Below are 13,907 nucleotides of genomic sequence, written 5' to 3'. Positions count from 1 at the left end.
TTCTAACCAATTTATTTTATCAAGCTCTCTCGCACCTCATAAGATGTTAACGGTTTCTTTTAGTTAAGCCATCCTTTAAGCCCGTTTTTGCATGCATATCTATTTTAATATCCTTATCTGTACCGTGACGGTGGCCGCTGTTTAATTGTTGTTTTTGTGACTTTATTTCCCTGCTGTGAGGTGAGCCTGCCGGGCGGTGCCTGTCTCTGTCGGTCTCTGGTTCTTTATATTTGGTATCAGGTTTTAAATCATCTTGTATATTCATAGGTAGATATCCCCCTAAGGTTTTGTTTTACTCCGGGAAATTATACTTATGGAGGATCTGTGAATTAGTTAAGGTTGCCTGCATAATTTCCCGAGTATGAGTGCCTGTGGCTGCTCGAAAGTTGCTTAAGGCGACTTTCTTGATAGTTTACCTGCCTGCACAATAATTATCCTTTATCAAAGGATGAAATTATTGTTAACAGAGTCTGTCCAAAGGGGGTTCTCAGGCCTTTTAAGAGCTGTTAAAAACCTGCTCCGGAAATCAGGATAATGTGAGGCTAACAGGGCTACTGTTGATTTAATTTCTTCTCTTTTGGTTTTACCGTCTACCGGACAGTTGCTGCTGACAACCGGTAAATTTTCTCTTCCAACTAAATTCACTACATCATCTTCTGTTACATATATCATAGGACGGATTAAAGTAATATCACTACGATCAAGATAAATTGCTGGCAGAAAGGTTTTCATTTGTCCTGTATATATGAGATTAAGAAAAAATGTTTCTATTACATCATCCAAATGGTGACCAAGTGCGACTTTATTGCAGCCAAGCATTTTGGCCGTGTTGTGCAATGCACCCCGCCGCATTTTGGCACAGAGAGAACACGGCTGTTTTTCTTCACGAATTTCAAAAACAATCTTAGCAATATCAGAGGGCTCTATATGAAGTTGAATGTTTTTTTGCTGGCAAAAATCCACGATAGGTGACAGGTCGGACAGCCAGCCCAGGTCAATCAGAATGGCTATAAACTTAAATCTTACAGGTGCGCTGCGAATTATGTCGCAAAGACTGTATAACAGTGCAATACTGTCTTTGCCGCCTGAAATGCCTACACCGATAATATCTCCGTCTACTATCAGACTGTGCCTGATAATAGCCTTTTTTATTTCAGATAAAAATACTCGTGTGCTGTTTTTCAAAAGTTGTGAGCTCCTATTTTTTATTTGCCTGGTCAATTTCATAAACATATGCTAAAACCTTGGCCACCGCTTCATATAAATGCTCGGGGATTTCGATATTTGTACCCAGGGTATGCAGTGTTTGGGCCAAAACAGGGTCTTTAACTATGGGAATATGCAATTCTCCGGCCATTTTCTTAATACTCCTGGCTATGTCACCCTTACCTGTGGCTACAACAACCGGTGCCTGATCCTTATTAGGATCAAAGCGAAGGGCCGATGCCGTTTCAACAGTGTTTGCAGCGGTCCTGGCAGTTTTTTTATCTTGATCAGGTTTATTCTTATCCAAATTCATCTTCCTTAATATTTAGATTTTAAAGTTTACAAAAGAACTATGGTCCAGTCCAAAGTTATTTAAAATATTGTTCTTCACCCAGGTATCATCGGAAATCTGGCATTTAATTAAAATATTCTTAAAGTCACTGTTCAGTAATTCTTCTTTAAGATTAGTAAGATTACCCTTAATCATTTCAATGCCTTCTTTTTTGTTATTGTAAAAACTTACTCTTAGTGTATCATTATGTGCAGCAATTGTTATCCATACTTTTCCTAAGGACAGGGTTTCCAAATTGATCAGCAGGCAGCCGCCACTTTCTATGGTACCTGCATCTTTTGCAGGGAGTTCACGATAAAAAAATCTGGCCTTATCAAAAAGAGGAGTTTTTAAAGGAGCGGGAATAACTTGATTGGCCTGGTTGGCAGTGTTGTCTTGCTGTTGATCAAAGCGATTTTGTCTTACTTCTTCCGTAGTCTTTTTTGTATCTTTGGCTAGCATTGTTTTAGAGGAAATTGAGTTTTTGATAAGTGTATTTTTTTCTGCCTGTTGGATAATTGTTTTATCTAAAAAATTAGACAGTATTTGGGATAAGGGTCTAATATTAATATTGTTCACCACCAATACTTAAGTTTTTTAATATTCCGGAAAACCATGCTTGTCATGGATTTGTGTGTAGGTTAAAGGTATCTATGTATATTATATTGACACCGTAAAAATCTTGGAAACTATTATAGCATGTGTGGTATGATAAACATGACCGAATTTATAAAACCTTTGGGAGGTTGAAAATTTTTGTACTTCTGGCTAACTCTTATTACGGTTTTTCTGACAGACCAGTTTTCCAAGTACCTGCTTCAGCTCAATCTGTTGAAAAATGAAAGTATTCCTGTGCTTCCTCCGGTATTCTATATTACCTATATTGAAAATCCCGGTGCCGCATTTGGTATCATGGCTCATAAAACCGGATTTTTTATTGCGATTAGCCTTTTAGTTGTTGCCGGGACATTATTCTTTTACCGCCAGATTATTAAAACTACTTTGCTGCAATTACAGGTTGGCCTAATTGTTGGCGGCTCTCTGGGCAACTTGCTTGACCGACTGCGCATTGGGCAGGTGGTTGATTTCCTGGATTTTCGCATTTGGCCTGTATTTAATATTGCAGATACGGCAATAGTTATTGGAGTCGGTTTGTTGATCTGGGATACCCTGTTTCATTCAAAAAAGCATCCCAGGGACGGGGATAAGGTGGTTAAGGATGAAAACAATTAATCATTATGCAGATCCGGAAATAGGACAGAGACTTGATGTCTATCTCAGTAATTGTTATCCTGACATAAGCCGTTCCCAACTTCAAAGATTAATTGCCCAGGGACTGGTAGAAATAAACGGGAAAAAAGTCGCGGCCAAATATAAGATCAAACCAGGTGACTATATTAATTTAACTATACCCGATCCCGTGGGTGTTTCTGTTGAGGCGGAAAATATTGCACTTGATATCTATTTTGAAGATGAAGATGTTATTGTGATAAATAAACCCAGAGGAATGGTAGTTCATCCCGCTGAGGGAAATTACACCGGAACGATGGTCAACGCTCTCTTATATCATTGTCGCGATTTGTCAGGTATCAACGGTGTGTTGAGACCCGGTATTGTACATAGATTAGATAAAGATACCTCCGGACTTTTAATGGTAGCTAAAAATGATTTGGCTCATAACAATCTGGCTGCCCAGTTAGAAAAAAGACTGGTAAACCGGCGTTATTTAGCTTTAGTCCACGGAAATTTGAAACAAGATGCTGGAACTGTTGATGCTCCCATTGGCAGAGATGCCTGTAGCAGACAAAAAATGGCTGTGACAGACAGGAATTCACGTTCTGCGGTAACACATTTTAAAGTCTTAAAGCGTTTTGGCCGTTATACCTTGCTTGAATTGAAGCTGGAAACAGGTCGTACACACCAAATTAGAGTTCACATGAAATATATTGGTTACCAGGTTGTAGGCGACCCTAAATACGGTCCGTCTAAACCTCATTTCAATCTGGACGGGCAGTTCCTGCATGCCTGTTTGTTAGGCTTTGCTCATCCGCGTACGGGAAAATATTTAGAGTTTAATGCACCTTTGCCGGATATTTTGGTTAAAGTATTAGCTGAGCTGGAAAACCAGGTTATATAAAACCGGCGCTAAATTGATTTGCCAAACAAAGAACCTGCTCTAGTAAGCCAAGCAGGTTCTTTATTATTTAAAAGTAACATTCTAGTAGTTAAAAAGATTGAGCCCAGGTAACCAGAGGAACTTCAAAATTATGTTCAAAGTCAGGATGTGAGGGTCTTACACGAACTGAGTAGTTAACCACGCCCTGGGGTGGAATACATTTGCCCGCAAAAGTATATTGGTTCTCTGAAATCTGATTGACCGGAGACATTGGTATCAAGTTAATATTTCTTATACCCGGGTTTTCTAAATCAATGCAAAATACTTCTACGGAGACTTCGTTTGGTGAAAGGTAACCCAATTCCACAACAGCTTCCACCTTAAATTCTTCACCGATTTTAAGCACCCGATCAGCAGCGGTATTTACGGACACTATCGAGACCTGGTGCCAGTTGTCATACAATCTTTGCTTAAATGATTGAAGCTGATGAGCCAGCTCATAATTATCCGCGCTAAAGCGTTTCCACCTGGTAATGGCGGGAACGTAGAAATTATTGCAGTAATCCATAACCATTCTTTCCGTGTTAAAATAGTGTGGAATTGTCAGCAGGGACCTCTTCATCAACTCCACCCAGGCTCTGGGAATATTGTTATGATCCCTATCGTAATACATAGGAACAATGGTTTCTTCCAGCAGGGAATAAAGAGTGAAAACATCATTTTTGTCCTGCTTGGCCTCATCTTTGCATACAACATCGTTGCCTACAACAAAACCGTTTTCGCCATTGTATGCTTCAGGCCACCAGCCATCAAGAACACTGAAATTAATCACGCCGTTTAAAGCTGCCTTTTGACCGCTGGTGCCGCTCGCCTCCATCGGTCGCCGTGGGGTATTAAGCCAAACATCCACACCGTGGAGTAATGTGCGAGCTAAATTAATATCATAGTCTTCCAAAAATAATATCCTGCCCCGGAACGCTTCTTCATTGGTCAGCGAGTATATTTCTTTAATTAGCTCTTGACCCGGGTAATCAGCAGGGTGTGCCTTGCCTGCAAAAACGATTTGTACCGGCTTTGCTTTGTCTGATAGTATTTTAATCAGACGCTCTTTATCCTGTAATAATAAATTAGCACGCTTATATGTAGCAAAACGACGAGCAAAGCCAATAGTTAAAACATTGGGATCCAGAAAATTATTTACCTCCATGATTCGTTGGTAGGACTCCTGGTTGCGCAGGCGCTGGCCCCTTAAATTATTTCTGGCTGTTTGAATCATTTTTTCCTTTAATTTGTAATGAACATTCCATAGTTCTTGTGCGGGAATTTGGCTTATACCTGCCCATTTTTTCGGAAGTGAAATGTCGTTATGCCAACCTGAGCCTAAATACTTATCCAGTAATTCTCTTAGTTTGGGCGCCAGCCAGGTAGCAACGTGTACACCGTTAGTTACCGAGGAAATAGGAATTTCCTCCACAGGGATATTGGGATAAAAACGTTGAAACATTTCTCTGGAAACCTGACCATGCAACTTGCTTACACCATTACAGAAAAGAGACAGGCGTAACGCCAAAAGAGTCATATTAAACTGGTATTTCTCGTCATCCCAGCCCAGCTTGAGAAAATCCTCCCCGCTCAAGCCTAATTGATCCCTGAGCTGCCAAAGGTATTTATCTATTAATTCCGAACTGAAAACATCATGACCGGCGGGTACCGGAGTATGTGTTGTAAATATAGTATTGGATCTTACTGCTTCCATTGCGGTTACCAGGGGAATACCGGCTTGTACAAGTTCACGCAAGCGTTCCAGTATTAGAAAAGCGGCATGCCCTTCATTAATATGCCAGGCCTGGGGATTAATACCTATGGCACGAAGTGCTTTAACACCGCCAATACCCAGCAGTATTTCCTGGGCAATGCGGTTTTCTCTGTCTCCCCCGTAAAGCTGCCCGGTAAGAGATCTGTCATGCACTGCGTTTTGGGATAAATCGGCATCCAAAAAATAGATATTAATGCGCCCAACATGCATGCACCATACTTTAAGGTAAACAGTTCTACCCGGCATTTCTACGGGAATGATTAATTCACTTCCGTCATTATTAGTTACTGTCCTAACAGGCATCTGGTGGTAGTTAAAATTAGAATATCTTGATTCCTGCCAGCCTTCAATATTTATACGTTGCTCAAAATAACCGTTTTTATAAAGCAATCCCATGCCCACAAAGGGTAAACCCAGGTCGCTGGCCGCTTTGCAATGGTCACCGGCTAACAAACCTAAGCCACCTGAATAAGTAGGATGTGATTCGTGTATACCAAATTCTGCAGAAAAATAAGCAATTACCTGATCCTTATGCTCAGGGTGATAGTTTTTAAATTTAGTTTCTTCTTCTAAGTAAGCATTTAGCTCCTGAATAACTTTTTTATAGAGATTCAAATAATCGTGGTCTAGGGCGGCATTATCCAAATCCTGCTGCTTCACGTTTAGTAAAAATTTTACAGGGTTATGTCCTACCTCTTCCCAGAGCTTTTTATCAATTCGTCGAAAAAGCTCCCAGGCATTGGGATTCCAGCTAAACCAAACATTATAAGCCAGCTTGCTCAGTTCACCTATATTTTCCGGAAGTTTAGGAGCTACTGACAGTGTGCGTAAGAAAAACATATGGTCCCTCCCTTTAAGTTTAAAGACGTTCAGCCAAAACTAAAAAGATATTTAGACCTTATAATTAATTAATTGTATTAATTAATTATAACATACTTATATTTTCTATTAAATAAGAATATGAATTATTATAGAGCATTGAATTATTTTTTAAATCCTGAAAAAAACATTGAAAACCGATTGACATTTATAACCTCAAATCATAAAATTTTAATAAAAAGAGGGTGACGAAATGAAGAAAGTATTAGCCAAAGAAGTTATGATTCCTGTATCAGATTATACTATTGTTAAAGAAAGTGGTACTGTAAAGGACGCTATTAATGCTTTAAAGGCAACCTTTTTTTTGGATGAGAAGGGAATCGCCCAGGGGCATAGGTCTTTGCTGGTAGTAAATGACCATGATGAGTTAGTTGGGGTTATGACTGTCCGCTCGATCTTGCAGGCATTGGTTATAGCAGAAAAGGATTCAGGCATGTCCAAAGATTATCTCTGGGTTTACCTGCTGGGTGAAATTCATAAGTCAGCAGGTGATATACCTATTAAGAAAGTTATGCGCAGTAAAAAAGTTGCCTCAGTTAAGGTTGACGATGATTTAATGATAGCCGTGGAATTAATGGTGAGAAATGGTATTAATTCTGTGCCGGTGCTTGATGATGGAAAGGTAGTAGGTGTAATCAGAGGTATAGATGTATTTAATATGATAGGTGAATTGTTGTAACACCAGCTGGCTTGATTCTTTGTTAAAGCAAAGATTATCAAGTCGGCTGTTTTTATTTTACCCCGGGAAGATTTGTGTTTGCATAATTTCTGTCGGGCATGAGTGCCTGTGGCCGTCTCGAAAGTTACTTAAACGACTTTCTTAAAATTTGATAAATAGAAACTCTTATCAATTGACAATTAATTGTTAGTTACTTGATTAGATAGATTACTTCTAAAAACAGTGCTGTGATTCCTGCAGCCATTAACGGCCCGACCGGCTGCCCGTTAAATAGAACAATGCCTATGATGGAGCCAAAAACCAGGCCGAAAATAACTGCAGGATCAACTTGCAGCAGTTTTAACCCCTCACCGTTTAAATGGGTGGCTAAGGCCCCGCCCAGTATTGCCATTAATCCCGGTAGAGAGGTCAGTGTATAAATAATATCTTTACTGTCAATTTTTCCGGAAGCCAGAGGGACCAATATAGAAATAATTAAAAACAGCAGACCTATTTCAAGTCCCCTTTTTTCCAGGTAAGGGAAGATAAACTGCAAGTTGACCAGCTTAAGTATTAGAAGAATTAATGCTGCAGCAGCTATCAAATTAGACCGGAAAAATACTCCGATAACCAGTAAGGCAATTAGCATGGCAAGCCCTGACATAAGGTCCTCCGTTATTCTGTATTTGTCCATTATATGTTGCAGAATGTTTTATTATAACCCGCTTTCTCGGCAACCATAGGCACTTGTTCTTATCGGAAATTATGCGGTACTAATCTCGCTTATGCAACATAAATTTGTACTTCATTAAACAATGACTTATCCGCAGCTCCACCAGAAGCACAATTTACCGGAATACAATAAAAGTCACGGTTTCCCGTGACAAGTCGTACTTAAACTCTGCTTATAATATTATTGCATGAAAATCTCAGGGTATCTCCTCTTAAACCCGATCTCAAGGCTTCTAAAGCCAAGACCTCATGGGGAGCTATATTGCCTATATTTACATTGGGCCCGAAACGCATTATTAATTCTTGCTGCTGCTGTTTTAAAGGCGCCTCCCATATGAGCATACTCGGATCAGGTATTACGGAAACAATCTCCTCCATCTGATGCATTATAAAACAACCGTTATGGTCATATACCCCGGCATTCTGACCTGATTCCCTTCCTTCAACAATTATCCAATCAGCCCCGCAGTCAACATCTTTTTTAATCTGCGACAACATTTCCGGCAGGGGAATCTGATCACGGGGATCCTTTTGCCCTATCTCAGTTAACACTTTTAGATTTATGCTGCTGGCCAGAGAAATGGCTTTTTCTCTTATTTCATCAGGTATTTTGATAGTTCCGTCTGACACCTCAATTGCGGTAAAACCTATATGCTTAGCCATTATGATAAATTCTTCCCAGCTATCCTGCAGTACGGCTATTTCAAAAAAGGTACCTCCTGGGTAGATATCAATATTAAAGGATAGTGCCATACTTATTTTCTCTTCCAATAGATTCTGGGAATAAAGGGCTGATGTACCAAATCCCAGTTTTATGAAATCAATATAATCTCCTACCAGTGTAAGTAAATCTCTGGTTTCACCTAATCCCAGACCATTATCAATAATCATGGTTAAGCCTTTTGCTCTGGGTTTGCTGTCACGTCCGTCCAGCGGGAAGCGAAGCAACTGCCGCCAGGTTTTTGAACTATGATATTCACTCATTCCTCCAACTCCTTTCACGGGCAATTCACCCTGCGGTGTCTTACACCTCCGAAATCTTTCTAACCCGTTAATGAAGTGAAGTGATACTTGTTGTCTGTAGCAATAACACCTTATGCACTCAGAGTATTCAGAATACAAAACATATGTTACATAGTATCAGCGGTTATTTGCCATAACAGTTATGCCATTTAATGGTTTTTGCATCAAGTATCCTTTTTATTATTTAGAGGTTTATTGACAGGCTTATTCAGAACAAATATTTGTTGCGGTGTTTTAACCTGTACTGTTTGGATATCTATGGGCGGTTTATCGCCCTCTTTTTTTGCAGATTTATTTTGAACGGGTTTTATAAAGAGAAGTGCTAAAACTGCTGCTGATGCTGATATAGCTGAGGAACTCCAAAACATAACCTTCCAGCTGATACCCATGAGCAGACCGAAAAGCGGCGGTCCTGCAGCAACGCCGAAAAAACGCACGCTTCCGTAAAAAGAAGTTAACAGACCCCTTTCTTCAGAACCGGCAGAACTGGTAATGAAAGTATTTAGACAGGGCAGAACCAAACCGCTGCCAATTCCGGCCAGAGAGATAGCTATAAAGAATATATAGGTATTATGAAATAACGGCAAAACTGAAAGGGCGGCACCGGTAAGAAACAGCCCGGTGACAATCAAGGTTTTCATTAAGCCAAAATTCTTTTTGATGCTTAAACCAGTTATATAAGAAGTCGCACTCATGAAGAGCACCGGAATAGCTAAAGCTCCTCCTTTAGAAACCCCTTTAAGTCCATAAGTGTTTTCCAGGTAGTCGGACAGGAAAAAAAGCACGCCGAACAGAACCAGCAGGGCGGCTGCTCCGGCAAAAAAGGCTGACAGCAGCATAGGGTAACTATTTTTAAATATTTTGGCAAAGTCCTGCAAATACTTGCGCATTGGCTCATTTGAGGTATTTCCTTCCGGTTCTTTTACTAAAAACCATACTGCCGCTGCAATAGGTACTGCGATGAGAGGAAAAAAAAGCAGTGTCGCGTACCAGGCTATAAGTCCCACCAGAGAACCCAGAATGGGACTTATAACTTTGCCCAGACCGTTGGCGGACTCAATTATACCCAGCGATTTGCTGCGTTCCGAACCTTTATACAAGTCTCCGCATAAGGCCATAGCAATAGAAGAAGTGCCTGCTGCCCCAATACCCTGCATGATTCGCCCGGCCAGTATAATATAATAAGAACTTTGTTTCAGCAGTATTGCTGCCAGACCTGCTATTACACCACCCAGACCATATAGTAAGAGTGCCGGTACGATAATTTTCTTTCGCCCGAAGCGATCAGAAAGGAAACCGGCAACCGGGATGATTAATCCGGCAGAAAAAGAGAACACTGATATGATCAGGCTGACCTTGAACTGAGATAGAGCTAATGAAGTTTTGATGGCCGGGAGAACCGGTATGAGCATGGAATTTCCCAGTACCATAACCAGTGCCACACCGGCTAGAGAAGCCAGGGCTATACTTCCGCCTTTTTTCATATAATATCACTTCCCTTGCAGTTATTATTAATCTCATGATTTTTAAAACCACAAATAAAAGACAGTCATTACCTAAATGAAGTATTTCATCATTGTTTATATAGCAAGCTTTTATGAAGAGGAAAACAAAAAAGCAGATAACGTAAAGTATTTTACCACGATTAAATATTTCGTATGTATTTCTTTTACTTGTACCGCATATGAGATTTATGTATATTTTTTATCTTTGGGGGAGGCGTGAGGATGCTGCAAATTTTTGATAAAATAGTTCTGGGAATGGCTGGTATGAGATTATTGTCTGCCAGCGTAGAATTGACCGCCGCTTTGTTAATGCTAAAATATAATAACGTGGCCGTTGCTTTTAAGATTAATTCTGTTCTGGCAATGGTTGGTCCGATGATCTTAGTTACTGTAACCTCTATTGGCCTGTTCGGCTTAATGGGAAGGCTTCCCTGGAGCGGAATGTTGATTATTATTCTGGGTGTATTGTTGATTTTTATCGGTATGAGCAAACTCTGAACAATTTGTTGCCCAACTGTGAAAATTCGTCTATTATATTGTTAAATAAACAAAAAACCATTGACATATACGATAAACTTGTATAACATTACTTAGTAATAAAAGCTGCCTTTAACATCGGCTCAGTGAGGCCGGTAAGGAGCGCATGGGTAATGTTTACTTGTCAAACTATGCCTGCTTACTGTTAAGCAGGTTTTTTAATACCCTTAACAAGGAGATGGGTTAATAATGATGAAGGAAAAAGCTCAGATCCTGGATGCGCAAGGTATTCAAAGGGCTTTAACCAGAATTGCGCATGAAATAATTGAAAGAAATAAAGGAACTGAAAACCTGGTATTAATCGGTATCAGACGAAGAGGTGTTCCTCTGGCTAACAGGTTAGCCGAAAAAATCCGACAAATCGAAGGTACTTCAGTCGAAGTCGGCATACTGGATATTACTCTGTACCGGGATGATTTAACTACATTAGCTTATCACCCGGTAGTACACAGAACTGAAATAAATTTTCCGGTTAAAGACAAAATTATTGTTTTGGTTGACGACGTTATTTATACCGGTAGGACTATCCGGGCCGCGCTGGATGCTTTAATTGATTTAGGGAGACCCGAGGTTATTCAATTAGCGGCTTTGATAGACAGGGGTCACCGTGAATTACCGATTCGGGCTGACTACATAGGGAAAAATGTTCCTACATCAAGGAAAGAAGAAGTTTCCGTAAGGTTAAATGAAACTGACGGGGAAGAGAAAGTAATTATCTTAGAATCAATAGAATAATTTTTTAGCACCATCCTTTTAAAAACGGTCCTGTGAGGCCGGCAAAGGAAGGTAGTGTTTTTATACCTTTGCCAGCCTCACGCCGTTTAACGGAGTGAGGTTTTTATTGTGGAAAGGGGGAGTGTTTGTGAGCCTGAACAGCAAAGATCTTCTGGGTATTCGTGAACTTACGGTTGAAGAGATTAATCTAATTTTGGATACTGCAACTCCTATGAAGGACATACTCAAACGTAAAATAAAAAAGGTGCCGACTTTAAGAGGCCGTACTATTGTGACATTTTTTTATGAACCCAGTACCAGAACCAGGTCCTCTTTTGATTTGGCTGCCAAGTATTTAAGCGCCGATACCATTGCTATTTCTCCCAGCACCAGCAGTGTGGTCAAGGGAGAAAGTCTCAAGGATACAGCTCTTACCATTGAAGCTATGGGAGCTAACATTATAATTATACGTCATTCGGCTGCCGGTTCGCCTCATTTGCTGGCCAAGACCGTACGGGCCTCTGTAATCAACGCCGGTGACGGGACACATGAACATCCAACGCAAGCATTGTTGGATATGTATACGATCAGAGAAAAGAAGGGCACGCTGAAGGGCTTGAAAGTTGCTATCCTGGGAGATATTTTACACAGCCGCGTAGCCCGCTCGAATATCTGGGGTCTGACTAAAATGGGTGCGGAAGTAAGAGTGACCGGGCCCGCAACTTTAATGCCCGCGGAAATCGAAAAACTGGGAGTAAAGGTCTATATGTCAGTTGAAGAAGCTCTGGAGGGTGTAGATGTCATTAACGTGCTGCGCATCCAGCTGGAGAGGCAGCAGCAGGGACTGTTTCCTAGTATCAGGGAATATGCACGCCTTTTCGGGCTGAATAAACAGAGGCTGGCTTTAGCCAGGCCTGATGCTCTGGTTTTACATCCCGGCCCGATGAACAGGGGTGTGGAAATTGCACCGGAAATAGCTGACGGTACACAGTCGGTGATAGTGGAACAGGTGACAAACGGCGTAGCTATACGCATGGCCTTACTGTACCTGCTCTCCGGAGAGGAGGATTCCAATGAGATTACTGGTTAAAGGCGGTACGGTGGTTGATTCACTGGGGCAAATTGAGACAAAGGCTGATATATTAATAGCTGACGGAAAAATTGAAGCTGTTGGCAGTGATTTAAATGTTAAAGGGGCGGAAATTATTGACGCCGGCGGTAAAATAGTTACGCCTGGTCTGATCGATATGCATGTGCATTTGCGTGAACCTGGCTTTGAGGCTAAAGAAACAATTGCCACCGGGACCAGGGCAGCGGCGCGCGGCGGCTTCACTTCTGTTGCCTGTATGCCCAATACCAGGCCGGTGGCTGATGATCAGACTGTGATCAAGTTTATCGTGGAGCGAGCTAAAGAAACGGGTATTGTAAATGTTTTTCCGATTGGGGCTGTCACCAAGGGTTCAAAGGGTGAAGAATTATCCGAAATGGCGGATTTGAAAGCCTATGGTGCGGTGGCATTTTCCGATGACGGTTCTCCGGTGAGCAGTTCGGCCGTCATGCGCAGGGCCATGCAGTATGCTAAAATGCTGGGTTTGCCGGTAATTTCTCATTGTGAGGATAAAGATTTAGTTGCCGGTGGTCTCATGCATGAAGGCTACATGTCCACCGTCTTAGGGCTGAGAGGCATTCCCTCTGCAGCCGAGGAAATTATGGTGTCAAGAGATATCCTCTTAGCTGAACTGACAGGTTGTCCTTTGCACCTGGCTCATATCAGTACAGCCGGTTCAGTGCGGCTGGTACGCGAGGCTAAGGCGAGGGGATTGGCTGTAACAGCCGAAGCAACACCCCATCATTTTACTTTGACTGATAATGTTGTGGTGGATTATAATACCGCCACCAAAGTGAACCCGCCTCTGCGAACGGATGAAGATGTAGCCGCTGTCAGGCAGGGCCTGGCAGATGGTACAATTGACGTTATAGCTACTGACCATGCCCCTCACACGGCGGAAGAAAAGGATGTCGAGTATCAATATGCCCCTTTTGGCATGGTTGGTCTGGAGACAGCAGTAGGATTGATTTTTACAGAGCTTATTGCACCTGGTTTTTTGACTCTCTCAGAGGCCATAAAAAAAATTACTGTTAACCCGGCGAAAATATTAGGTATAAATAAAGGTACGCTGGCTGTTGGTGCCGATGCCGACATTACTGTCATAGATCCTGATTTAGAGGAAAATGTGGATGCCGGAAAGTTTCTAAGTAAAGGTAAGAACAGTCCTTTTACAGGCAGGCGTTTAAGGGGATTACCGGTAATGACTGTTGTGGGTGGGCGTATTGTTATGCGTGAGGGTGTTATTACTGTTTAAAGTTATTATATTCGGAGGTGTACTTTT

At 41.3% G+C, this 13,907-nt stretch carries 15 protein-coding genes; 7 read left to right on the top strand and 8 right to left on the bottom strand.

Features of this window, described 5'->3' with window-relative positions; translation table 11 throughout:
* Nucleotides 1-46: 46 nt before the first annotated feature.
* From DTOX_RS11590 to fliK, 4 genes are all read right to left on the bottom strand, one after another.
* Entirely contained in the window at nt 47-265 is a 219-nt protein-coding gene (locus tag DTOX_RS11590; protein WP_015757880.1) for a hypothetical protein, read from the bottom strand.
* A gap of 176 nt (nt 266-441) precedes the next feature.
* Entirely contained in the window at nt 442-1,185 is a 744-nt protein-coding gene (locus DTOX_RS11585) for a tRNA 2-thiocytidine biosynthesis TtcA family protein (protein ID WP_015757879.1), read from the bottom strand.
* Between the two features lie 13 nt (nt 1,186-1,198).
* Nucleotides 1,199-1,519, bottom strand: a complete 321-nt coding sequence (locus DTOX_RS11580; RefSeq protein ID WP_042315748.1) for an EscU/YscU/HrcU family type III secretion system export apparatus switch protein — start codon at nt 1,517-1,519, stop codon at nt 1,199-1,201.
* A 12-nt stretch (nt 1,520-1,531) separates the two neighbouring features.
* Entirely contained in the window at nt 1,532-2,116 is a 585-nt protein-coding gene (fliK, locus tag DTOX_RS11575; RefSeq protein ID WP_157862925.1) for a flagellar hook-length control protein FliK, read from the bottom strand.
* 177 nt (nt 2,117-2,293) lie between these two features.
* Between fliK and lspA the strand changes: the two genes are divergently transcribed.
* Nucleotides 2,294-2,770 (top strand): signal peptidase II, encoded by a 477-nt coding sequence (gene lspA / locus DTOX_RS11570; RefSeq protein ID WP_015757876.1) that lies wholly within the window; start codon nt 2,294-2,296, stop codon nt 2,768-2,770.
* Entirely contained in the window at nt 2,757-3,674 is a 918-nt protein-coding gene (locus DTOX_RS11565; RefSeq protein ID WP_015757875.1) for an RluA family pseudouridine synthase, read from the top strand. The genes lspA and DTOX_RS11565 overlap by 14 nt, the downstream gene beginning before the upstream one ends.
* Nucleotides 3,675-3,762: 88 nt before the next feature.
* Here DTOX_RS11565 and glgP read toward each other — a convergent pair whose 3' ends face one another.
* Nucleotides 3,763-6,309 (bottom strand): alpha-glucan family phosphorylase, encoded by a 2,547-nt coding sequence (gene glgP, locus DTOX_RS11560; RefSeq protein ID WP_015757874.1) that lies wholly within the window; start codon nt 6,307-6,309, stop codon nt 3,763-3,765.
* 232 nt (nt 6,310-6,541) lie between these two features.
* Here glgP and DTOX_RS11555 point away from each other — a divergent pair, with 232 nt between their 5' ends.
* Nucleotides 6,542-7,027: a CBS domain-containing protein gene (locus DTOX_RS11555; RefSeq protein ID WP_015757873.1), complete on the top strand. Its 486-nt coding sequence runs from the start codon at nt 6,542-6,544 to the stop codon at nt 7,025-7,027.
* A 190-nt stretch (nt 7,028-7,217) separates the two neighbouring features.
* On the opposite strand, the gene DTOX_RS11550 is transcribed toward DTOX_RS11555, so the two are convergent.
* From DTOX_RS11550 to DTOX_RS11540, 3 genes are all read right to left on the bottom strand, one after another.
* Nucleotides 7,218-7,670, bottom strand: a complete 453-nt coding sequence (locus DTOX_RS11550) for a DUF441 domain-containing protein (RefSeq protein WP_015757872.1) — start codon at nt 7,668-7,670, stop codon at nt 7,218-7,220.
* Between the two features lie 230 nt (nt 7,671-7,900).
* Nucleotides 7,901-8,722 (bottom strand): phosphosulfolactate synthase, encoded by an 822-nt coding sequence (gene comA, locus DTOX_RS11545; RefSeq protein ID WP_015757871.1) that lies wholly within the window; start codon nt 8,720-8,722, stop codon nt 7,901-7,903.
* A 203-nt stretch (nt 8,723-8,925) separates the two neighbouring features.
* Complete coding sequence (locus DTOX_RS11540) at nt 8,926-10,245, bottom strand: MFS transporter (RefSeq protein ID WP_015757870.1); 1,320 nt, start codon at nt 10,243-10,245, stop codon at nt 8,926-8,928.
* Between the two features lie 243 nt (nt 10,246-10,488).
* Between DTOX_RS11540 and DTOX_RS11535 the strand changes: the two genes are divergently transcribed.
* The 4 genes from DTOX_RS11535 (at nt 10,489) to DTOX_RS11520 (ending at nt 13,880) form a co-directional block, all read left to right on the top strand.
* Nucleotides 10,489-10,764: a YqhV family protein gene (locus DTOX_RS11535; RefSeq protein WP_015757869.1), complete on the top strand. Its 276-nt coding sequence runs from the start codon at nt 10,489-10,491 to the stop codon at nt 10,762-10,764.
* Nucleotides 10,765-10,992: 228 nt separating this feature from the next.
* A complete protein-coding gene (gene pyrR, locus DTOX_RS11530) occupies nt 10,993-11,538 on the top strand; it encodes a bifunctional pyr operon transcriptional regulator/uracil phosphoribosyltransferase PyrR (RefSeq protein WP_015757868.1) in 546 nt (181 codons plus the stop codon).
* Nucleotides 11,539-11,665: 127 nt separating this feature from the next.
* Entirely contained in the window at nt 11,666-12,607 is a 942-nt protein-coding gene (locus DTOX_RS11525) for an aspartate carbamoyltransferase catalytic subunit (RefSeq protein ID WP_015757867.1), read from the top strand.
* Complete coding sequence (locus DTOX_RS11520; protein WP_015757866.1) at nt 12,591-13,880, top strand: dihydroorotase; 1,290 nt, start codon at nt 12,591-12,593, stop codon at nt 13,878-13,880. Before DTOX_RS11525 ends, DTOX_RS11520 begins: the two co-directional genes overlap by 17 nt.
* Nucleotides 13,881-13,907: the final 27 nt, after the last annotated feature.

Source organism: Desulfofarcimen acetoxidans DSM 771, assembly GCF_000024205.1.
Classification (GTDB): Bacteria; Bacillota; Desulfotomaculia; order Desulfotomaculales; family Desulfofarciminaceae; genus Desulfofarcimen; species Desulfofarcimen acetoxidans.
This window is presented reverse-complemented; position numbering and strand designations above follow the sequence as displayed.